Source organism: Terriglobia bacterium (genome assembly GCA_020072565.1).
Taxonomy (GTDB): domain Bacteria; phylum Acidobacteriota; class UBA6911; order UBA6911; family UBA6911; genus JAFNAG01.
The window spans coordinates 218,769-239,332 of sequence record JAIQGI010000001.1 but is presented as its reverse complement, the minus strand read 5'-3'; the positions used below and the strand labels follow the sequence as shown (position 1 = coordinate 239,332).

Genomic DNA, 20,564 nt, shown 5'->3' with positions numbered 1-20,564 from the left:
CAATTCTCCAGATTTTGAGCGTCACCTGTTTTGAGAAAACTTCGATTTATCAAATACTTACGGAATCAGCGCGCGAGCCGTCCAACGACGATTCCGGTAACCAATTGCAGCTATTCAACTTCTAATGGGACACTAGTGGTGGCGTCCCTATTTCCTCTATTTTCCTATATTGCTTTCCAATATGACTTGTGGCATCCTCGATATGGCTATCCAATATGAAAGCCGCGAGCAGCCAAGCAAGCGCGCGGCGAGCGAGACTTGGGTCTTGCGGGGAGGAGTATTCATGAGACGGGTGCGCGCCTGGTTTTTGCGCCTGGCAGGTCTGTTCAACAAGGAGCGGCGGGAACGCGAGCTGGCGGAGGAAATCGAAAGTCATCTCCGGATGCACATCCATGACAACCTGAAGTCCGGCATGACTCCTGAAGAGGCGCGTCGGAACGCTGTGATCAGGCTTGGCGGGATAGAGCCGACCAAGGAGATCTGCCGGGACCGGCGCGGCGTTCCCGTGCTGGAGGCACTCATGCAGGATCTCCGCTTCGGCATGCGCATGTTGCGCAGGAATCCCGGATTTGCCGCCATCGCCGTGCTGACGCTGGCGCTCGGCATCGGCGCCAACACTGCGGTCTTCAGCATCGTGAACGGTGTGCTGCTCAGGCCGCTGCCTTTCCAGGACTCGTCCCGGTTGGTGGTGCTCGGCGAGTGGAACCCGCACGCTGCCGGCCAGGCCATCGGCGCCTCATATTTGAACTTCGATGACTGGAGGCGGCAGAACCATGTCTTTGAAGACATGGCGGCCTGCCGCGACCTGCGGATGACTCTGGTGGGCAGGGGCGAACCGCAGCGGGTAACCGGCATGGGCGTCAGTCCCGCTTTCTTCCCGCTCCTCGGCGTCGAGGCATACCTGGGCCGCACGCTGGCGCCTGAGGATGAGAGCGCAGGCCGGCAGGCTGCGGTCGTGATCAGTTACGGTCTTTATCAGAAGCTGTTCAGCGGCGCCCAAAGCGTGCTGGGGCAGACACTCGTCCTCAACAACATTCCGCGCGCGATTGTCGGCGTTCTGCCGCGCGGTTTCCGGTTTCTTCAGGACGTCGACTGCTACACGCCGCTCGAGGTTCCTGCCCAGGTCCGGCAGATCCGGGGAATTCGTTTTCTCCGCGTCGTCGCCCGGTTGAAGCCGGGAGTCTCGCTCTCGCGGGCGCAGGCGGACATGGACGGGATTGCGCGGCGTCTGGCGTTGGATTACGCGAATTACGATGAAGGCTGGGGCGTCTCCCTGGTCTCTCTCGAGGACAAGGTGGTCGGCCACGTCCGCCACGGCCTGCTGGTCCTTCTTGGCACCGTGGGTTTTGTCCTGCTAATTGCGTGCGCCAATGTGGCGAATCTGCTGTTATCACGCGGAGCGGCAAGGGGGAAGGAAATCGCGCTCCGGGTTGCGCTGGGCGCAGGCAGGGCGCGCGTGGTAGTGATGTTGCTGCTTGAAAGCCTGCTGCTGGCGACGGTCAGCGCCGCGGCGGCGCTCGTCCTGGCCTTCGCGAGTCTCGAGTTGCTGCGCTCGCTCGCCCCGACAAACCTGCCGCGGCTGGATGAGGTCAGCCTGGACGGGCGCGTGCTGGGCTTTACCCTGCTCGTGACCCTGGTGACGGGACTGCTGTTCGGCTCGGCTCCAGCCCGGCAGGCCGCGCGCGTCAACCTGCAGGAGACGCTCAAAGAAGGTGAGCGGAGATCGTCGGGCGGGCGTTCGCGGCTGCGCGGATTTCTCACCGTTTCCGAGGTGGCCATCACCCTGGTTTTGCTCATGGCGGCGGGGCTGCTGGGCCGCAGTTTCCTCCGGCTACTTTCCGTGAATCCGGGGTATCGGACCGAAAAGGTGCTCTCGCTCGAACTCCCATTGCCGCAGTACAAATACCCGCAGGATTTCCAGCAGGCCGAGTTCTTCCGCACACTGCTGGATCGAGCCCAGGCACTGCCCGGGATGCGCTCGATCGCCTTGACGAGCGCGGTGCCGCTCAGCGGCAACGAATCGAGAAACTCCTTCGCCATTGATGGCCGCAAGGCCGAGGTAGCGGAATGGGCGGCGCTGTGGTCTGTTACCCCCGACTATTTTCGCACCATGGGGATTCCGATCCTGCAGGGCCGCAGCTTCGGCGAACAGGACGCTAAGGGATCGCCTGAGGTGGCGATCATCAACGAAGGCCTGGCACGGAAATATTGGCTGAAAGGAGACGCGGTCGGGAAACGGATCCTGTTCGGTGATACCGGACCGACGGTCGTTGGGATAGTCGGCAATGTGAAACAGACCGGGCTCGCCGACCAGGACGAGCCCGAGATGTACCTGCCTTACTGGCAGCAGCCGTTGCCGGTCATGACGCTCGTGGCAGAGACCGAGGGGGACCCGCTTGAGCTTGTCGCGCCGCTGCGCGCCCTGGTGCGAGCGGTCGACAAGGACCAGCCGATTGAACACATCCAGACCATGGGGGATCTGCTGGCCCGCTCCGTGGCGGAACCGCGCCTGCTGACCCTTCTGGTAGGCGTCTTCTCCTTGCTTTCCCTGGTCCTGGTCGCGGTGGGGATCTATGGCGTTATTTCGTACTCGGTCAGCCAGCGCACGCACGAGATCGGCATCCGCGTGGCGCTCGGAGCACGGCGGCAGGACATCTTTCTGCTGATCATCGGTCAAGGAACAAGACTCGCGTTTCTTGGAATTGCGATCGGCGTGGCCGCATCTTTCGGCCTCACGCGCATCATGGCGGGCTTGCTCTTCGGCATCGAAGCGGCCGACCCGGTCACATTCGCAGGAGTCGCGGCCCTGGTCGTGGCGGTCGCATTCGCAGCGTGCTATTTCCCGGCGCGGCGCGCGATGCGCGTCGATCCGGTGGTCGCGCTACGATACGAGTAGCTCCGGGCGCTTCGAGCGGCAACCTGGGGTGAGCGTACGTGCGCCGGCGGTTAGGAGCAGTTCGCTGCCGGTACGATCTGATTTTTTTCCAATGAGGACAAGTGACATTCTCGATATGACCATCCAGTAGGAGAGTTATGAGCGACAAGGCAGATGTCTGGCAGGGTACCTTGGCCCTGATGGCGCTGAAGACCCTGGAAACGATGGGGCCCCTCCACGGATATGGGATCGCACGCCGGATCGAGCAGACGAGCGGCAACCGGTTGTCCGTCAATTATGGGACGATCTATCCGGCCTTGCTGAAATTGGAACAGGAAGGATACGTCGTCTCCGCATGGGGCGTGTCGGACCACAACCGCCGGGCGAAGTATTATCGGCTTACGCGCGCGGGCAGGAAGCAACTCGAAAGAGAAACACGGGATTGGCAACAGACGACCGCGATCCTGGCGCGATTCCTGTCCCCCAACACGGAGCCCTCATGAGAATGTTCCGCCAGGCCGATCTCAATCAGACGGCCAGAACCCGATTTGCGTCGCTGCCGATGACACCGGACCTGCAGAGTTCCCCTGCCATGAACGCCCCCGAATGCCGTGCCTGCACTCCGAGCGCCTCCGCCAGGGACACGGCGCACGACGCGCGGATGCAGTCCGCCACCGCCTTGCGCGCCGCCTCCGCCAGCGCATTTTGTGCCGGAGGCAAGCTCGTATCGATGTCGATATCGATGGCGTTCTCAATCACCGGTCGGACAGGCAGGCTGCGGTTGCCGGGCGTGACGAGCTCCGATGCCTTCTGCAGACAAAGATCGAGCGGCCCCGAATAATCGACGAGCCAACCCGCCGCTTCCGCGGCTCGCACGCTTTCTCCGGTCAGCAGCATGCGAAGAACCCGGTGGCGCTCGCGCTTCTGCACCTTGCGCAAGGACCAGTGACAGCCCTCCATTCCGGGAATGACGGGCAAAGTGACCTCCGGCATGCCGAGAGCGGAGTCTTCCCGCGCAATCAGATAGTGACAATGCATCAACAGCTCCAGCATTCCGCCCAGGCAGCGCTTGCCGGCAACGAAACCGACGGAAACCGCAAACCCGGAGTGCAGCCGCCGCGCCGTTTCGGACCATGCAACGGACAACGCGGTCCCCCGCGCTGCATCTTTCAGTGACGAATAAAAATCGGCCGTATCTGCGCCGACCATCTGGGTTGACAGGTGAAAATCGCTTGTGACAATGACGTGCGCGACCTGCTCCGATTTCAGCCAGTCAATGGCTCGATTCAGCTCGGCGTCGATATCGGAGTTGTAGCTCTCGCGGCTGATGGTGATCACCCCGATCGAGCCATCGTGCTCGGCGTTGACGTAAAGCTGCTGCCATGAGGGCTGTTCGACCTGTCCGAAGACGTCCGGATGCCAGCAACTGCCTGCGGCGGCCGGATAGAGGCGATGATAGGCCTCGACGTGCTTGATGGCGGCCTCCGGTCCCATCTCACGGACAAGCGCCAGAATGCCCCTTCGGAACTGTGCGCAGAGTTCACCGATGGCGTTGATGTGCGAAAGATGCGCCCGCCGCTCATGAAGCATGAGGCTGGTCATCTGGAGGATCGGGCCCAGCAGCCAGGTCAAAAGCTCCTCCTCTTCTCCAGGCGGGATCGACCAGTTCACCACAGGGCGGAAATGATCGGGAGGATACCAGTCCTGGCCGGAAGTCTTGCGGTATTCCAGTTCCTCGCCCGGCGCAAAGAGCGGGCCGTACTTTTCAGAGAGGTGCTGCAAGCAGGACCATGTCAGGAAATTTGCGCCCCTGGCGCCGATCACATCGTGGGCGCGGAAGGGGTTCGGGCCCAATGCCCGGCGCACGAATTTGTCGATCTTCCAGAAGGGCATGTTCGACGCGCGGTGATAACGCAGGGCGGCCAGCGTGAGCCCGCAAAATAAGACATCCAGAACGAAGGACCAGTGATCGGACACCGGAATGGGTATCAATCCTATGGCCCAGAGGAGATGGGTGAAGTCGGAGCGGCTTCGTTCGACAATTTCCCACACCTTGTTGACCTCGTGCGGAAAAGACGGATGGGCGATGCCGACTCCAAGCTCCGCGCTGGGGAACCCTGAGGTTACGGATCGGATTTCGATGTCGGGGAAGGCTCCGTGGAACATCGCGTAGTGCGCCTTTTTGACGGCCAGGATTTCAGGGATGGCCTCGAGCAGAAAACGCGGACGCAGCCCGTGAAGCTGGGCAGGCAGTGTGCGGCCGTCGTAATTGAGCCGGACAATACCGGACATGATCTCATTGGCCTTTGATTGCCCGAAGGCGGCGGCGAGCGCCTGGTATTGGCGGCCTATGCCGTCCGGCGCGCCGGCGATATCCAGTCCCACTATCGTGATCCCGTAGGGAATCAGACGTGAGCCCAACTGCATTGTTTTGCCCGCGCCCGCGATCCCGTTGGCGCCCGATATGACCAGCGAGCCGCGCGCGCCGGGATTTCCGAAGACTGCACCCGCCAAAGTCCCGGCGGACACGGGCAACGTGCCGCGACGAAAAATGTCGAGAACTGTCCCCAATCCCAATGTTTCCAGCGTTGACTGTCGTAACGATTTCATGATCTGTTGCCCCGATCCGTGACCTTGAAGATGACTGCGATCCCGACATCGCCAGCGGCGCAGCCGCAGACCAGCGCGTATCCGCCGCCCAGTTCGACCGCCTCCTCGAGCGCTTCCGCAACGACCCGAGTCAACGTCGGCCCCTGGGGGTGCCCCCAGACCAGAGGGCAGCCGGTCGTGTTCATCTTTCGCCAGTCATAATGGAACACTTTGGCAAACAGGACGTCATTGACGGCGAAAGGATTGTGGCCCTTGACTACCGCCATATCTTCCACGGTCAGGCCGGTGCGCAGCAGCAGGCCTGAGACCGCCTGCGCCGGCGCTTCCGGCATCAGGCTCGGAGAGGTGCGGACCTCCGCCTTGCCGACGATCTGGATGTCGATCTCGGGTCTTGCGCTGAGCTCCCGGGCTCTGGCCTGGTCGGCGACGAGCAGCGTCGCCATGCCGTCGGATGCATGAGTTTGCGTGCCCGGCGTGACGCAGGTGTCCAGTTCCCGCATTGTCCTCAGGCCGGCCAGTGAAACCTGTCGAACCCCCAGATCATCATCGATCCAGCCCATCGACTTCCCCTGAAGATTGAGTATTTCCAGCGGGACCAGAACCTTCTGCAGGAATCCCCTGGCTTTGGCGCTGAAGTACTGCTCGTAGCGACAAGCCGTTAATTCATCAACTTCCTCTCGATCCAGCCGGTGCTTCCGGGCCGCCAATCCTGCACAGGCGATCATGGACCTGCCGGTGGCGGGATCGAAACCGAAGTTGTCCCACACATCCGAGAGTGCGTGCGTGCGCTGGTATGTGCGGCGTTCGGGAAAGACTCCTGCGGGGGAATCCGATGTCCGGTCGAATGTGAGCACGCCGACGACGTCATGTGCGCGGCATTCGACCTCTGCCGCGGCGAGGATGACGGCCTGCAATCCGGTCGCGCAGGCCTGCTCGATGTGGTAGCCGGGAATTCTATGATCCAGGCAGCTGGCGACCAGCGGCGCCGTCCAGAATTTCCAGTGCCACGGGATCGTGGATCCTATCACCAGATAATCGATCACATGTTTGGGAACTCTCCTCAATCCGAGAATACGGTTCATTGCCTCCCCGGCAAACTGGCCGATGTTGACCTCTGCCAGCGGTGACGTTTGCCAGGCGGGGAAGTAACTGCTTCCCCATGTTCCGTACGGGATGCGTGCCCGCTCGAACGCTGCAGATACATCCTTCATACTTCAACTCCGCCGACATGGTCTTCAATCAAGCCGAGGATCTCCCGCCCATCGCTGACAGCAGGACACACGTGACACTGGGGGTGGATGAGGCGTCCTAGCCATCAGCTGGTGTCTATATATCTGCTCGACGCCGAGGCCCGAAGTGCCGTCAGGCAATAGCCCCGGCTGTCAGGCCGGGGTTAGAGATTTCGGTAACATGAGCGCCGAAGGCGCGATACTCGACCGAGAACGCAGCATTAAGTGCCGCGCTTCCGGCGCTCGGCTTTCTGCAATCCTAATCCCGGCCTGACCGCCGGGCCTATTAAATAACGGCCCCTCGGGCCTCATACGACATCCATCAGGAATGAGGAACCGTTCCAAACCCACAGTGTCACGTGTGGGAAACAGCCAGCACCCAACGGCGGGGTTGGCCCATGCTCGTCTCACCTTTTGGCATTTCACAGCATTTGAGCATTACAGAAGCGCCGCGCCGATGCTTTTGCCGCCGTCGACATGGAGGATCTGACCGGTTATGAATCGCGCCTCCTCGGATGCCAGGAAGGCAACGGCGTTCGCAATGTCCTCCGGTTGGCCGATCCGGCTGCCCGGCTGCGCGGCGATCAACTTGTCGAGCACCTCCTTGGGCAGTCTGCGCGTCATCGGCGTGTCAATCAATCCCGGGGCAACTCCATTCACAGTCACATGGTAGCGGGCCAGTTCGAGGGCCAGCACGCGAGTCAGGCTGACCAACCCTCCCTTGGAGGAGGAATAATTCGACTGTCCCGGGTTGCCCAGCCATGCGCGCGAAATGATGTTGATGATGCGCCCATACTGCTGCCGCCTCATGACAGGGATTACCTCGCGGGACAGCAGCCAGGGCCCTTTCAAATTGACACGGATCACCGAATCGAATTCCTCCTCGGACATGCGCCAGATGACGTTGTCGCGAATGATGCCGGCGTTGTTCACGAGCACATCAAGGCGGCCGGTTCTTGCGAGGACGTCCGACACAAAGCGGGCGCCATCGTCGGCTTCGGCGACATCTCCGGCAAAGAAATGGATGGCGCCGTTGTTCGAGGATGGGGGTGCCTCCCCGGCATCGATATCAAGGATCGACACCGTCGCGCCTTCGTGTGCGAACCGCTCGGCAATAGCTCGCCCGATGCCCCGGCTGCCGCCGGTAACGATGACGGACTTCCCTTGGAATCTCATATTCACCTGTTTTCCCATACCGGAGGGCGCCGTTCGAGGAACGCGGCAATCCCCTCATTGGCGTCGTGCGTCGCCATCAGTTCCGACACATACACGCGCTCGAGGTCTTTCAGCCGCTCGCGCAGCACATCGTTGAACATGTGCCGCCCGGCCTTGACTGCAATCCGCAACGAGGACGCGCTCTTGGGAAGGATCTGTTTCTCGATCCACGCATCAACTCCCGCCAGCATGGCCGCGCGCGATTCATAGGACTGGCAGGCCATCCCCAAGGCAACGGCCTCCGCCGCAGACACGCTTCGGCCGGTCAGCAGAAGTTCGTCCGCCCGGGCCTGGCCGAGCTTGAGCGGAAGAATCAGCGATGCCGGAGGGGGAAACACGGCCAGCGAAATCTCCGGTTGCCCGAGCTTCGCGGTCTCGTCGAGAATCAGAAAGTTGCACATCAAGGCCAGCTCCAGCCCGCCGCCGAGGCACTGCCCGGAAACCAGCGCCGCCGTCGGAACGGCCAGATCGATGAGCTGATAAAAGATCCCATGGAATTGTTCCAGCATGCGCGCCGCCTGATCCCGCGCATGTTCCTGGACGCTGGCGCCGAAGCTGAAATGATCGCCGGCGCCCGTCAACTGCACCAGCTTGATCTGGGGCTCCTGCGCCAGGGAGGCCAGCTCGCCACGCAGCTCCCCCATCATGTGCGAATCGAGGATGTTGGCTTTCGGGGCGTTGAGGGTGATGCGCACGACCTCGCGGCTGTGCAGGAACTCTGTGCGGACTTTGTCGGGCATGGCAGTCACCTCGGCAGGATGGCTTCGATCAGTTCATCATCCCATGGGTGCCCCTGGGAGAGCATCTGTCGCAGCTTGATAAAGTCGACCTCGCGATTGTCCTTCGGTCCCTCGTTGAAGGCCCGGAAACCGGCATTGGCCTCGGTTGTCATGTTCAGCGCCAGCCAATCGCGGTTGGACTGCTGGTTGCGGTCCCAATGTTCGAGCTTTTTCTTGCGCAGGCTGTTCAGCGTCTTGCTGAGGCAGTCGGGCATGGTGTAGAGCAGTTTCGTCGTCAGGGAATTCACCGCCTCATCCAATGGGTTCAGATCGATCGTCCCCCTGGCAAGCGTCGCCTTGCCCGCCTTGAGTTCGTCTCCTGACTTCCTCCGCCCGTAGACGACCTCTCCGGATTTGTCGAGCCAGCGATCGGTGATCACCAGCGGATTGCGGACAAATGTGCCGTCGATCTTCAGCACGGGGACCGCTTCCGAGATCAGGCCGGTCTGCTTGGCTTCATAAGCGCTCCACAGCTCGCACAATGTGCAGCTTTGAGTGGCACGCTCGATGCCGACGTACAGGTGCAGGAAATCGGTGCTGCCGCCGTCGGGAGCGCTTCCATGCTTTGGTCCCGCCTGGCCGAAAACCGCCATGTCGCTGGCGATGGTCAGGTCGCATGCCATGCCGAGTTCCTGACCGCCGGCGATGCGCATGCCGTTGACCCTGCAAATGACGGGCTTATCGCACATCAGGATCGAGGTGATCATGTCGTTGAAAAGCCTCATGTATTGCTTGTATTCGAGCGGGCGTCCGGCATAGTACTCCGCGTACTCCTTGGTGTTGCCTCCGGTGCAGAACGCCTTGTCGCCGACTGCGGTGAACACCACGGCTACGACCGATCGCTCATTCGACGCCTTGCGCAGAGCGAGGATGATCTCCTTGACCGCCCCCGTGGTGTAAGAGTTGTACTGTGCCGGGTTGTTCAGGAGTATCCATGCGTTGTGCAGGCCTTCGAGCGGGGCCCCCTTTTTGTCCAGGCAGGGCCTGAGTTCGTAGAGGATCTCCTTGAAGTCGCTTTCGACGATGTTGTGACTGAAAAGTGGACGAGTCATAATCATATCCTTCCTGTTTCTGCCGATGTCCTCCTCCGCAACGGGGAGGCTGATTCCTGGGACCATGAGATCCAAAATTACAGCCCATCCTCATCCCGGCCTTACGGCCGGGCCTATTCACTGTCGGCCCTCCGGGCCTTCTCAGGCCTTGAACCAGGCCGGCGCCAGCTCCGCGCCGAACTCCCGAGTCTGAAACTGAGGCGCGAAGCGCCGGCAGTGAATAATCCCGCGCTTACGCGCGGGGTTAAGAAGAAGTTACCAACGAGGCCCGAAGGGCCGGCACATTTATTTGCCTTTATGTCCATACCTACAGAAATGTGTGTAAGGTACAGGTCATGCCGCCGCACTCCAAGGCGGCTTCGGCGCTTGAAAGCGGCATCAAAAATCGGGCGTCAGCACCGCGCGTTTCGTCAGCTGGTGCTGCAGCGCCATCTGAAAAACCTCGTTGATCTGCGACATGCGCCGCGTCTCGCTGAACGGCTTAAGTGCCAGTTTCTTCTGGGCAACCAGATCGATGACCGCGGGATACAGCTCGGGCTTGCAGCCCCAGGTTCCAATTATAGTGGCATCGAAGGCCATGAGATTGCTCAAGCGGAGTTCGAGTTTTTCCAGGGTGAATCCCACCACGGACAGCGTTCCGGCGATGCCGAGCAGGGCGAACGCCAGATCCTGGCCCGCTTTGGTGCCGGAAGTTTCATAGATCTTCCAGCCATGCGCAGGCGCCTGCAACTCCCGGCAGTATTCCTTGACGCGATTCTTGACAGCCTTGACATCCATCTCTCTGGTGTTGATCGTTGCCGTCACGCCGATCGTTTTCAAAGGATCGAGCTTCTCCTGGGCGATATCGACCGCGATCACTTTTCCCCCCATGATGCGCGCCAGCTGTGCGGCGTAGATCCCTATGCCGCCCACGCCGATGACGATCGCGAGATCACCCGGCGTCAGGCCGCTTTTGACCAGGACCTGGTACGGTGTCGAGACCGCGTCGGCGATTACGGCGAGTTCCGCCAGCGAATGATCGGCAAGCGCCGGTTCCGGAACCGGCACCAAAAAACGCGCCGGTACGACGGCATGGCTGGCGAATCCTCCGTGGAAGTCATTGCCGGGCATCTTCTGGCTCTGGCAAATGTTGCCGCGTCCGCGGCGGCACAGTTCGCACTCTCCGCACGGCAATACCGCCGGCACGATCACAGGTCTGCCCAGCAGATGCGCGGGTCCGCGGAGGACGGTCCCGGAGATCTCGTGTCCCAGCACAAGGGGAAGCGGATGACGGGTCGGCACGCCTTGGTGCCAGAAACTCAAGTCGGTATGGCAGACACCGCAGCCCGCCACTTCGACGACCGCCTCGTCATCGGCAGGATCGGGACTGGGCATCTCCACGCGCTCAAACGGAGCGTCCTTCGCAGTCATTTGATAGGCAATGATCCTTTTCATGCTTACCCTCCTCGTTCACCCTCATCACGGCGTTTGCCGTCGGTGCAATTATGAGCCGCCCTGCGTTGCCTCCTTGTGCGCCAGTACGGCTGCCCCCAATGCCACGGCAAGCTGCGGCCTGTCCACCACATGAACCTGCGACGGCACTCTTTCCGCCAGAAGCTCCGCCAGATGAGGATGGTACGCGATGACGCCGCCGCACAACAGCAGAGGGAGGCCTGGCTTGACCGGCAGTTTCCGCACACGATCGACCACCGACAGGTATATCCCTCTCGCGATATCCTCCGGCGGCACGCCGTCGAACTTCCAGCTCAGGATCTCGCTCTTGGCAAAGACCGTGCAGAAGCTGTTGATGGTGCGGTCCGATTTCGACTCTCTCGCCAGCCGGCTCATTTCGCACAGCAGCAGCTCGGCCCGCTCGGCGATTTCGGTGATAAAGGCGCCGGTTCCAGCCGCGCACTTGTCGTTCATATGAAAATCCATCACGCTGCCGTCGGGTCCGCTTTCGATGATCTTCATGTCCTCGCCGCCGATGTCCAGAATGCACTTGCGCATCGGGTGCAGCATCGAGACTCCGGCGGCGGCGCAGATGAGCTCCGTCTTCTGCAGATCCGACGGAACATTGCGGCGGCCGTAGCCGGTGGCGCAGGTCCGGCGGATGTCGAACCGCTCGTGAATCAGCGCCGTACAGCGTTCGCAGGCTTCATGGCGTCTGCTCAGGGTCGGGATCACCTCGGCGTGGACGATGGCCCGGGTGTGGTCGAGGACCACAAATTTGGTGTAGGCGGAGCCAAGGTCGATGCCGAGATAATGCGCGGTCATTTGCTCGCTGCCTTTACGCTTTCCATTGCACTCTGCTCGAGCAAGTGAACCAGCGCCGTCACCGACTGGTTGATAGGCGTCGGCAAGCAGTGTTTCCTGCCGTACTGAACGATCTTGCCGTTGAGCTGGTCGATTTCCGTCTTGTCGCCATTCTCGAGGTCCACCAGCATGGAAGGCCTGTGGTGGCCCGCGTTTTTCAGGTAGCGGATGCTGAACCGGCGGAATTTGTTGCCCAGTTCAATCCTCTCCATTTCGGCGACATGGACGGACTCATCGATGATTCCCTCGACCAGCTCGAATGTGGACGGAAAATCCATGACTTCTTTCATCGTGCGGCGGGTGATCGCGCACACCGCGCTGAGCGCCGCATTCAGAATCGCCTTGGCCCAGACGTGATCCTGGATGTCCAGAGGGATTTCGGTGTCCAGACCGACCGAATTGAGGATATCCGCGAACTTGCGCGCCATCTCATTCCCGCCGTCGGCAAGTGATGCCACATAATTCGGCGGATTGAAAAAGCTCACATGCACGGTACTGTCGTCCGCCATGTTGCCGGCGAAATTGACGACCATGCGGAGCGTGCGATGATCGCCGAATTCGCGGCCGATCTCCACCTCGTTGTCGATCCCATTCTGCGCGCACAGCACATAAAGCTTGCCGTTGTCGATGTCCTTGATCTGGCCGATCACCTTTTTGAGATCGGGCGTTTTCACCGCGATGATGATCATGTCCGGATCATACATGCCAAGCTCCTGAACAGAATAGCAGGCATCCTGAAGTTTGACGCTCTTTTCGATCGTGTGGGTGAGACGGATGCCCCGTTTCCGGATCGCGTCGATTTTGTGCGGAAACACATCGCATGGCACCACGTGCGCGCCCGCTTCCTTCAGATGCACGGTCAGGGTCGCTCCCACCGGCCCGGTGCCGATGATTCCCACCCGCATCTTGTGATTACTGTTGTTCTCATTCATCGTCTTGACTCTCTTTCAAGGTTGAACGCACTGCTGCCGAGTTTTCAGCTGCTCGATGAAGGTCTCAATCCTCGTCCGAGCCTGCCCATCCGAATAAAAGCGGAGATCGTTCAGGTCCCCGTCGATGATCAGGGAAGGCACGGAGGTGAATCCTGTCAGCCTTCCGGGAAGACCGAATCGGCTGTTGGTGTTGTTAAAACACGTCTTCGAATCATGGAAAATGATGCCGTCGATCCGATACTCTTCGAGCAGGCGCGCCAGAATGGCCAGCTTGGCCTCCTCGCCGCGGTTTATGAAAATGCGGGTATAGGCGTCCGCCATGGATCGCAGCGGGTCGCCCGGGTTGAAGGTGGGAAACACCCAGCTGTTGCAATAAGTGGATGCGACGACGGCGGCCTGGTTTTCCGCAAACAACTCCGAAAGAGCGCGCAGACGCCCCCAGATGGGCATGCCCTCCCAATAGATCCTCACGCGCTCGCCGGGCACGGCGGCCGCGCCGCGATCCGCCAGCGACTGCAATTCAAGGAGGGCTTCCTGATAGAAGTCGACGCACACCTGCGTGCCGCGAAGCAGAACAATGGGGGCCATGAGGATTGCGCCGTCCCAGAAAGTCGTTAAGGACGGCACAATCCGGCCGGTTTCCAGCACTTTTTTCCAGAGATGCGATCCAAGTCTGCTGAGTTCGACAGTTTCGGCGAGGCGTTCCGGAGCCAGGGGTGCGCCCGCGACCTGCTCACCGACGCGAATGAGCCTCTCGAACTGCCGCGCGACGTTGTCGATGTCGGCTTCCGTGACATCCTCCAGGTGACGCGGCGGGAAAATGCCGACGATGGGGCATCCGAACTCCCGTCCATAAAAGCCGAACCATTCGGCCACCTCGCGGCACTGGTTGGTGTTGAATGCGATCAGGTCGGGCCTTGGAATCGAGGCCAGTCCGTAGGCCTCGGCAAGTGGAGTTTCGTGCATGAGCCAGGCGCCGATGTCGGCCGTCAGGTAGGAGCAGATCTCGTCATCGTAGCCTGCCTGATGGGCGCACGGGATGAATCTGGCCGCGGCCCGGCTCGCGCCCAGCAGGGCGCCGTGATTTTCCGGAAAATAGACGTGAAATCCCAACGCCCGCAGGATTTCTGCGGGGCCGGCGCTCGTACACCAGGCCAGGGGCGACGACAGGCCGGCATAATAATCCTTGAGGACCGATTTGAGCTTGGACTGCGCGCGCAAACGAATCATGGCCGCTCCAGATTCAGGATATACACTTCCGTGGGATCCGCAGCTTTGTTCCCGTTGCCATACAACTGTTCGATGCGGGCTTTGAATATGCGGGCCACGACATTGGGGGCCAGTTTCATCGACGGCGTCAACTCCTCGTCCTCTATGGAAAGTTCGTGATCGATCAGCATGGCCGCCGACGGGCGCAGGTATGGGGCATCGATCCGTTCATTGAGCTTCCTCAGGCAATTCGCCAGGCAATGCGCCAGATCCTTCATGTCCCTGGGACAGTTGCAGCCGGTCGTGATTCTCGATTCGTCCACATTCCCGGAAAGCATGGCGTGATTGGGAAACAGAAGGGCCACGGGATAATCCCTGCCGCTGCCGGTCACGTAAGCGTGAGACAGGAAGCAGCAGTTCTGCACGATCAGGTTTTCGATTTCGGCGGGAACGACTTTTTCCGCGTTACTGAGCTTGAAAATGCGATCCTTGCGCGAGATCAACCGCAAGCCGGCCGTCGTGAACTCGCCCACATCGCCGGTCGCAAACCAACCGTCCTCCCTGAAAACCGCGTCGGTGGCTTCGGGATTGTGAAAATACCCCTTCATCACATTGGGCCCGCGGACCAGAATCTCGCCGTCCTCGGCCAGTCCGAGAGTGACGCCGGGGATCGGTTTGCCGACGACGCCCGGTTCTCGCGAAACGGCGGGATCCGTGACCGTGCAGCAAGGCGAGGTTTCGGTGAGGCCCCACCCCTCATAGATGGGGATTGCTCGATCCTCGAACAGATCCGAAATGCTCTTGGGCAATGGCGCCGCAGCGGTGAAAACGAATCGCAGCTCGTCGTGAAATATGAGGCGCTCCAGGGCAGGGTCCTTGAGTACCTGGGTAGCGATTTGATGATAGATGCGCGGCACGCTGAAAAAGACCGTCGGTTGTACACGTCTCCAGTTATCCAGCAGCGTGTCGATGTTCTTGCCGCAGCCGTGTTCGAGGGACAGGACCGCCCCATTGTACAAAGCGGCATACTTCTCGTAAATCCCACCGAAACTGTGATGCCAGGGCAGGTAGGAAAGAAATCGGTCCTCCGGGCCCAGCTGCCACAGAACACGCATCGCCGCCTGCTGAGAGAGAATATTGCCGTGGGTCAATTGAACGCACTTGGGCTTGCCCATCGTGCCGGAGGTGTACATCATGAGACATACGGAGTCCGGATCGACGTCTTCGCCCCGGATTTCTCCAGCCGGGGCGGAAGCCCCGATCAGCTCCGCCAGCGTCATGGCGCTCGCGCCGGTCTCGCAGGCAAGGTCGCTGAAGTGCACCACCAGCCGGTACTGCTGCGGGGAGTGGATCTTGCGGAGCTGCTCGGCGTCTGCGACGGCAACCATCCTCGGTTCGCAAAACTCCACCAGCACCTGGGCCTGAGCCGCCGGATAGCCTGCAAAAATGGGGACGGCCACGGCGCCCATCGACATTACGGCGAGTTCCAGCTCCAGCATTTCCTGCCGGTTCGCGGAGAGGATCGCGACACGGTCGCCCGTTCGTAATCCGTGCTCGCTTAGCGAATTCTGGAGGCGTGCGACATCCTGCTGAAAGGCGCGCCAGCCCAGCGGCATGTATTTACCGTTCCGGACTTCCTGATAGAGCGGCCGGTTGCCGAGGCGTTCCGCGTTGCGATTCAGCATGGCAGCGAGATTGCGCGGAAAGTCCGGCAGAGACAGCTCTGCGCGCCAGGCCCTTGGCTCGCTCATGGCTTCGACTCCTGAAGCTTGAAGTGGCGGTACCCTCCCCAGAGAGCGGCGCCGATGGCGCCTGCCGCCACGCAGTTCCGGGCCGGGTATATTTCCAGCCCCAGGTTGCGCTCACCACTCAGTTCCCGGAGCGCAGCCACCAGGCCGCTGTCCTGTGCCATACCCCCGGTCAGGACGACGGGGGACTCAGCCTTGAAACGGCCGAGGAGTTGAACGATCCTGCCTGCAATCGACAGATGAATTCCCTTGACGATGTCGGCGGTGGGGATCCCCTGTGAGACCATGTTGATCACATCGGTCTCGGCCAGCACCGCGCAGATGCCGCTGGTTTTGGCCGGATGCTCGGAACGCAGCGATAGCGGGCCGACTTCATCCATGGTCACGCCCAGATAGCGGGTGATGTTCTCGAGAAACTGGCCGGATCCCGAGGCGCACTGGCCGGTCATGGCGTAATTGCGCACGCGCGCCGAACCGTCCAATGAAATCACGCGGCAGAACAGCGCGCCCAGGTCGACTACGGTGCGCGCTTCGGGATGGTAGTGGTAGGCGCCCCGGGCGTGCGTGGTCATGCTGTAGAAGTGGCCGCGTTTCCTGGGCACAAGCTCGCCTTCTCCGGTCGACGCCACGTAGAGCAGGTCTTCATAGGCAAGGCCGTGGGGCTCCAGCATCCGCTGCAGTGCGGTCTCGATCACGTGGGCCGGATTGCGCCTGCGGATTCGTTCGTTGGCGACATCCAACACTTCCGGACGGCCGCCGTAGCGCACCAGCGCCATCTTGACGGCACTGCTGCCGACATCGATTCCCATGGTAAGATCACCTGGTTTCATATTCTCCTGGCCGCGAACAGGGCGGCTCCGAGAGCGCCCATGAAGATCGAATCAGGGTGGCAGTTGATGGTGATCCTGCCGTAATTTTCAAACACCATGCGGCTGACATATTTGATAATTGCGGGATTGCGCGCCACGCCTCCGGTGAACGTGAACTCGTTCCGGACGCCACCCGAGCGCGCGATCAGCGCAAAGGCCCGTTGCACGATCGCGCGATGCAGTCCCGCCAGGACGTTCTCCTTGCGCTCACCCAGATTCAGATACTCGCGCAGTTCCGCTCCGGCGAAGACAGTGCACGTGCTGCAGATGTTCACCTCGTGATCCGCCTTGATCGCCAGCGACCCCAATTCACCGACGCTCAGGCTCATCTCATCCGCGATGTACCCCAGATAACGGCCGCAGCCTGCGGCACAGCGGTCGTTCATCTGGAAGCTGGTCACCAGGCCGCTGGCGTCGACCTGTATCGCTTTTGTGTCCTGCCCGCCGATATCGAGGACCGTGCGTGTTCCCGGGAAAATCGCATGAGCTCCCAGCGCGTGGCAGAGAATTTCCGATTTGATGTGCTTTTCTTCGAAAGGAAGCAATTGCCGCCCGTAACCGGTGCCGACATAGTCGGCCGGATCGAGATCGAAGGATGAGGTTTCATCGAGAAAACGCTCCACCGCCCCCGCATGGCCCGCATACTCTCCCGGCAGGTCACGCAACGCGCGCAGCACAAGATCACTGAAATCGCAGTCGGCCTGATGATTCTCCACCGGCGTGATGCACCGGTCGTACAAGGCTACGAGCCGGTCGAACAATCCGGCCTCGGCGTTTTCAATGGCCTTCGTGTAGGCGGAACTGAACAGATCCCGGAAAAACTGCGAAGTGGTCGAAACCTCGCCGTTGTAGAACAGACGCCGGACGCGATCCTCCACCATCGGAGCGGCGCGCGGCAGGTATTGGACGATCCTGTTTCGCAGGATCGGATCCTCGATGCGTTCTCCCTCGCGGCACATCGCCTCGAGGAGCTGGCCGAAGCGCGCCAGAAACTGGAGGTAATAGAAACGGTTTTCGAGGTGGCACAACAAGGCGTCCCAATCGCATCCGCCGTCGCCGTCTCTTTTGAGCCTGCGGCCCAGCAAGGTGAAGCGCGAGTTGAAGTCGGCCTCGACCTGGGCGATCCGGGCTGCTGCCTCGTAATTGGAGCGGGTGTTGGTTATGCCCCGGCCGATGATCGCGCCGGTCGAGTCCACCAGCACCGCCTTGGAGGTCGTGGAGCCCAGGTCAATGCCAAGAAATACCTTCATACTGCTCCTCTGTTCGCTCAGGCCAGAACGTCGTCCGACAGGGCATCGCTGCCCGTACGGACGGTTTGCCGCTGCTCGAGCATCTGGAAGAACGAGTCCAGCCGGTTTTTGATGTTGGAAAACGAATAGTATCGGGGGTCGACCAGGTCGGTCTCGATGAATCCGACCGGGATGCCGAGCCGTTCTTCCAGGTCCCTCATCATCACCAGCTGTCCGGCCGAAAACGAATTACAGCTCTTGATGGAATTCACCAGCAGGCCGTCGGCTCCGTACTTTTTGATGAAATCCTCCAGGAGTTGAATGCGCTGGATCAGATTGCGGTTGGTGTAGCACCCGATGCAATATTCCGCCAGGCTTGCCAGGGGATCCTTCGGGGAATGGCGGAATCCGTCGTCGTAGACGCCGCCGACCCTGGTGTAGCTGGAGCCGACAAACACGGCGCCGCGATCGTAGAACATCTTCCAGAAATCACGAAAATGAGTCCAGTTGGGAGGGCCTTCCACCACCAGACGGAACCTCTCATGGGCCATATGCCCTTCCGGGGTGATCGGTCCGAGCTTTCGGGCCACCCGATAATCGACCTCCTGCTTCAATGCCCGGTAGTATTCGACGCAGTCCTCGTTGCCGCGAAATGCGGTGAAGATCGGGCCGATGTAGTAAACGCCGCCAAAGTATGCATCGATGGGCGAGGGCCTATGCCGTGCGGAATCGAAAATCTCGACGAGCAGATCCTCGGCCTGCGCAGCCAGCTTCAGCTTGGCTGCCAGCTTCTCCAGGTCGAATTTCCGGCCGCTGACCTTCTCGAATTTCGGGATCACACTCCTGACGAGCTGGTCTTTGACGTATTCGACTGCTTCCGGCTCCAGGCGTCCGGATTCCTGGTACGGGATGTGGAGCATGGCGACTTCTGCGTTCGGATAGAAGTGGCGCAGGTTCTCGAACCATTTCATGAAGACGAAGCAGCCGGTATAACTCAGCAGCAGGATGTCGGGCGGGGGGAGTTGCTGACCGGTCGGGCCGATGTTCCCTTGCAGCATCATGCCGATGTCGCACTTCACATAGGAGCAGACATCCTCGGAATAGCCGACGTCCTCCGCCTCCCGGATATAGTCTCCCGATTTCTTGCGCATGCCCGATTGCAGGGCGTTGATTTCCGGGTAGACCGACAGCATGTCGAAGGTGCCGACCAATTCCGCCAGATTGCCGGGAACAAAGGTATAGGCCACCTTGCGCCCCGTTTCACGAACTTGAGACAATTCGATGAAGTGCTCGGCAAGCATCTGCTTCTGCTTGATCATGCTGTCTTCTTTTTGGACTTCCATGCCTACTCCCAGAGCTTGATCATGTCGGCGAATGTTCCAGCTTGCTCTTTGATGACATGAAACTGGCCGAGGTTCTCGTGGTACTGAAAACTTATGTGCTTGATGTGGTGCTTGTTCATCGCGCGTTCGAGGATCGGCCGGTCGAGCAAGGCCGGGTCGCAGAAACTCGGAGCGCAGAAAATCACCCCGTCTGCCGCTCGTTCCTTCACTCGTTCCACAAGGATCTCGCCGCGGGTTTTGTCGGTTTCGAACACCACCGACGAGCAGGTCTCGAGGTTCAGATAGCTTTCGACAAGGGCGCCGATGGGATCCCCGGTGTTGTCAGGAATGTCCTTGGAAAACCAAGTCAATCCGAGCTGAAAATCGTCGTCGACGATATAGCAGCCGGCGTTCTCGATCGTCTGGATCAGGCCCAACGGGGGCTGCTCGCAAAACGCTCCGGTGACGACCACCCGGATCTTATCCTCGGATTTACGGGCGGACTGTTCGAGCAGGCCGGGCATGTCTCCAAGCAGCTTGTTGTAGTCTTCGACCGACAGCAGGTTGCCCGCGCGCCGCAGCAGGTAGAAATCGACAGCGCTCATCATGTGCGGCTTTGCCGCGCGCAGGCGATCGAGTCCCAGCAGCAGCTGCCTGCTCTTGTTGTACAAGGTTATAGATTCGTTCAGCCTGGCGGTCGACGGCTGGCCGCCGTTCATGGCGGCAAGGTCCCGGACCAGGCGCTCCAGCACGCGCCGGTAGAAGACGCCTCCCGCCTCCGGATCGAAATCCTGTGGAAAATCGAGATAGCGAACGAACTTGTCGCTGAATCTCAGCCGGAAGATGCCCGACAGGTTGCGAATGACGTCGCAGATGGAAGGGAAAAGGAAGCCGTCGAAATTGTCGAAACCGCCGCCGAGCGCCAATTCCACGACGGTCCGCGGCAAATGGCAGATATATGACTGGAAGAAGGCGTCGCCGCGCACGACCGGAATGCGATCCCCGGCCCCGAAAATGCCGACCGGCAGCATCCCGCAGGCATGGATGATTTCCCGGGGAATGTAGATGGGCAGGAAGCCGATCGCGCGCCGTGACGCCCCCTGTGATTTCCAATCCCTCACATACCCGAATTTTAAATCCTCAAACAGCTCCCTGAGCCAGGCCGTTGTTTGAGCATAGGTGCGGTCTTCCATGTCTGAA

General features: G+C 60.6%; 16 protein-coding genes. 2 read left to right on the top strand and 14 right to left on the bottom strand.

The annotated features are described in order from the left end of the window. Positions 1–283 precede the first annotated feature (283 nt). Both LAP85_01050 and LAP85_01045 read left to right on the top strand, forming a co-directional pair. Entirely contained in the window at positions 284–2,896 is a 2,613-nt protein-coding gene (locus LAP85_01050; GenBank protein MBZ5494963.1) for an ABC transporter permease, read from the top strand. 137 nt (positions 2,897–3,033) lie between these two features. After that, positions 3,034–3,378, top strand: coding sequence for a PadR family transcriptional regulator (locus LAP85_01045; protein MBZ5494962.1), 345 nt, complete (start codon positions 3,034–3,036; stop codon positions 3,376–3,378). Positions 3,379–3,403: 25 nt separating this feature from the next. On the opposite strand, the gene LAP85_01040 is transcribed toward LAP85_01045, so the two are convergent. The 14 genes from LAP85_01040 to LAP85_00975 form a co-directional block, all read right to left on the bottom strand. Next, positions 3,404–5,485, bottom strand: a complete 2,082-nt coding sequence (locus LAP85_01040; GenBank protein MBZ5494961.1) for a hypothetical protein — start codon at positions 5,483–5,485, stop codon at positions 3,404–3,406. Further along, a complete protein-coding gene (locus LAP85_01035) occupies positions 5,482–6,696 on the bottom strand; it encodes a hypothetical protein (GenBank protein MBZ5494960.1) in 1,215 nt (404 codons plus the stop codon). Before LAP85_01035 ends, LAP85_01040 begins: the two co-directional genes overlap by 4 nt. Positions 6,697–7,152: 456 nt before the next feature. Then, complete coding sequence (locus LAP85_01030) at positions 7,153–7,890, bottom strand: SDR family oxidoreductase (GenBank protein MBZ5494959.1); 738 nt, start codon at positions 7,888–7,890, stop codon at positions 7,153–7,155. Between the two features lie 2 nt (positions 7,891–7,892). Next, positions 7,893–8,669, bottom strand: coding sequence for an enoyl-CoA hydratase/isomerase family protein (locus LAP85_01025; GenBank protein MBZ5494958.1), 777 nt, complete (start codon positions 8,667–8,669; stop codon positions 7,893–7,895). 5 nt (positions 8,670–8,674) lie between these two features. Then, on the bottom strand, positions 8,675–9,766 hold the full coding sequence (gene oah / locus LAP85_01020; GenBank protein ID MBZ5494957.1) for a 6-oxocyclohex-1-ene-1-carbonyl-CoA hydratase: 1,092 nt from the start codon (positions 9,764–9,766) through the stop codon (positions 8,675–8,677). A 372-nt stretch (positions 9,767–10,138) separates the two neighbouring features. Beyond that, the gene (had, locus tag LAP85_01015; GenBank protein MBZ5494956.1) at positions 10,139–11,194 is read right to left on the bottom strand and encodes a 6-hydroxycyclohex-1-ene-1-carbonyl-CoA dehydrogenase; all 1,056 of its coding nucleotides are present in this window, start codon (positions 11,192–11,194) and stop codon (positions 10,139–10,141) included. A 48-nt stretch (positions 11,195–11,242) separates the two neighbouring features. After that, positions 11,243–12,016, bottom strand: coding sequence for an acyl-CoA dehydratase activase (locus LAP85_01010; protein ID MBZ5494955.1), 774 nt, complete (start codon positions 12,014–12,016; stop codon positions 11,243–11,245). Next, positions 12,013–12,987, bottom strand: a complete 975-nt coding sequence (locus LAP85_01005; GenBank protein ID MBZ5494954.1) for a 2-dehydropantoate 2-reductase — start codon at positions 12,985–12,987, stop codon at positions 12,013–12,015. Before LAP85_01005 ends, LAP85_01010 begins: the two co-directional genes overlap by 4 nt. A 15-nt stretch (positions 12,988–13,002) precedes the next feature. Next, a complete protein-coding gene (locus tag LAP85_01000; GenBank protein MBZ5494953.1) occupies positions 13,003–14,217 on the bottom strand; it encodes a 2-hydroxyacyl-CoA dehydratase family protein in 1,215 nt (404 codons plus the stop codon). Then, a complete protein-coding gene (locus LAP85_00995; GenBank protein ID MBZ5494952.1) occupies positions 14,214–15,947 on the bottom strand; it encodes an AMP-binding protein in 1,734 nt (577 codons plus the stop codon). The genes LAP85_01000 and LAP85_00995 overlap by 4 nt, the downstream gene beginning before the upstream one ends. Next, a complete protein-coding gene (locus tag LAP85_00990; GenBank protein ID MBZ5494951.1) occupies positions 15,944–16,774 on the bottom strand; it encodes an acyl-CoA dehydratase activase in 831 nt (276 codons plus the stop codon). Before LAP85_00990 ends, LAP85_00995 begins: the two co-directional genes overlap by 4 nt. Continuing rightward, positions 16,771–18,063: an acyl-CoA dehydratase activase gene (locus LAP85_00985; protein ID MBZ5494950.1), complete on the bottom strand. Its 1,293-nt coding sequence runs from the start codon at positions 18,061–18,063 to the stop codon at positions 16,771–16,773. The genes LAP85_00990 and LAP85_00985 overlap by 4 nt, the downstream gene beginning before the upstream one ends. A gap of 17 nt (positions 18,064–18,080) precedes the next feature. After that, on the bottom strand, positions 18,081–19,385 hold the full coding sequence (bcrB, locus tag LAP85_00980; GenBank protein ID MBZ5494949.1) for a benzoyl-CoA reductase subunit B: 1,305 nt from the start codon (positions 19,383–19,385) through the stop codon (positions 18,081–18,083). Between the two features lie 2 nt (positions 19,386–19,387). After that, positions 19,388–20,557, bottom strand: coding sequence for a 2-hydroxyacyl-CoA dehydratase (locus LAP85_00975; protein ID MBZ5494948.1), 1,170 nt, complete (start codon positions 20,555–20,557; stop codon positions 19,388–19,390). Between the last annotated feature and the right edge of the window lie 7 nt (positions 20,558–20,564).

Coding starts and splice junctions, on each gene's coding strand:
- LAP85_01035 (MBZ5494960.1), bottom strand. CDS start 6,696: ATGAAGGATGTATCTGCAGCGTTCGAGCGGGCACGCATCCCGTACGGA.
- LAP85_01040 (MBZ5494961.1), bottom strand. CDS start 5,485: ATGAAATCGTTACGACAGTCAACGCTGGAAACATTGGGATTGGGGACA.
- LAP85_01050 (MBZ5494963.1), top strand. CDS start 284: ATGAGACGGGTGCGCGCCTGGTTTTTGCGCCTGGCAGGTCTGTTCAAC.
- LAP85_00975 (MBZ5494948.1), bottom strand. CDS start 20,557: ATGGAAGACCGCACCTATGCTCAAACAACGGCCTGGCTCAGGGAGCTG.
- LAP85_00990 (MBZ5494951.1), bottom strand. CDS start 16,774: ATGAAACCAGGTGATCTTACCATGGGAATCGATGTCGGCAGCAGTGCC.
- had (MBZ5494956.1), bottom strand. CDS start 11,194: ATGAAAAGGATCATTGCCTATCAAATGACTGCGAAGGACGCTCCGTTT.
- LAP85_01010 (MBZ5494955.1), bottom strand. CDS start 12,016: ATGACCGCGCATTATCTCGGCATCGACCTTGGCTCCGCCTACACCAAA.
- oah (MBZ5494957.1), bottom strand. CDS start 9,766: ATGATTATGACTCGTCCACTTTTCAGTCACAACATCGTCGAAAGCGAC.
- LAP85_00985 (MBZ5494950.1), bottom strand. CDS start 18,063: ATGAAGGTATTTCTTGGCATTGACCTGGGCTCCACGACCTCCAAGGCG.
- LAP85_01005 (MBZ5494954.1), bottom strand. CDS start 12,987: ATGAATGAGAACAACAGTAATCACAAGATGCGGGTGGGAATCATCGGC.
- LAP85_01000 (MBZ5494953.1), bottom strand. CDS start 14,217: ATGATTCGTTTGCGCGCGCAGTCCAAGCTCAAATCGGTCCTCAAGGAT.
- LAP85_01030 (MBZ5494959.1), bottom strand. CDS start 7,890: ATGAGATTCCAAGGGAAGTCCGTCATCGTTACCGGCGGCAGCCGGGGC.
- bcrB (MBZ5494949.1), bottom strand. CDS start 19,385: ATGGAAGTCCAAAAAGAAGACAGCATGATCAAGCAGAAGCAGATGCTT.
- LAP85_01025 (MBZ5494958.1), bottom strand. CDS start 8,669: ATGCCCGACAAAGTCCGCACAGAGTTCCTGCACAGCCGCGAGGTCGTG.
- LAP85_01045 (MBZ5494962.1), top strand. CDS start 3,034: ATGAGCGACAAGGCAGATGTCTGGCAGGGTACCTTGGCCCTGATGGCG.
- LAP85_00995 (MBZ5494952.1), bottom strand. CDS start 15,947: ATGAGCGAGCCAAGGGCCTGGCGCGCAGAGCTGTCTCTGCCGGACTTT.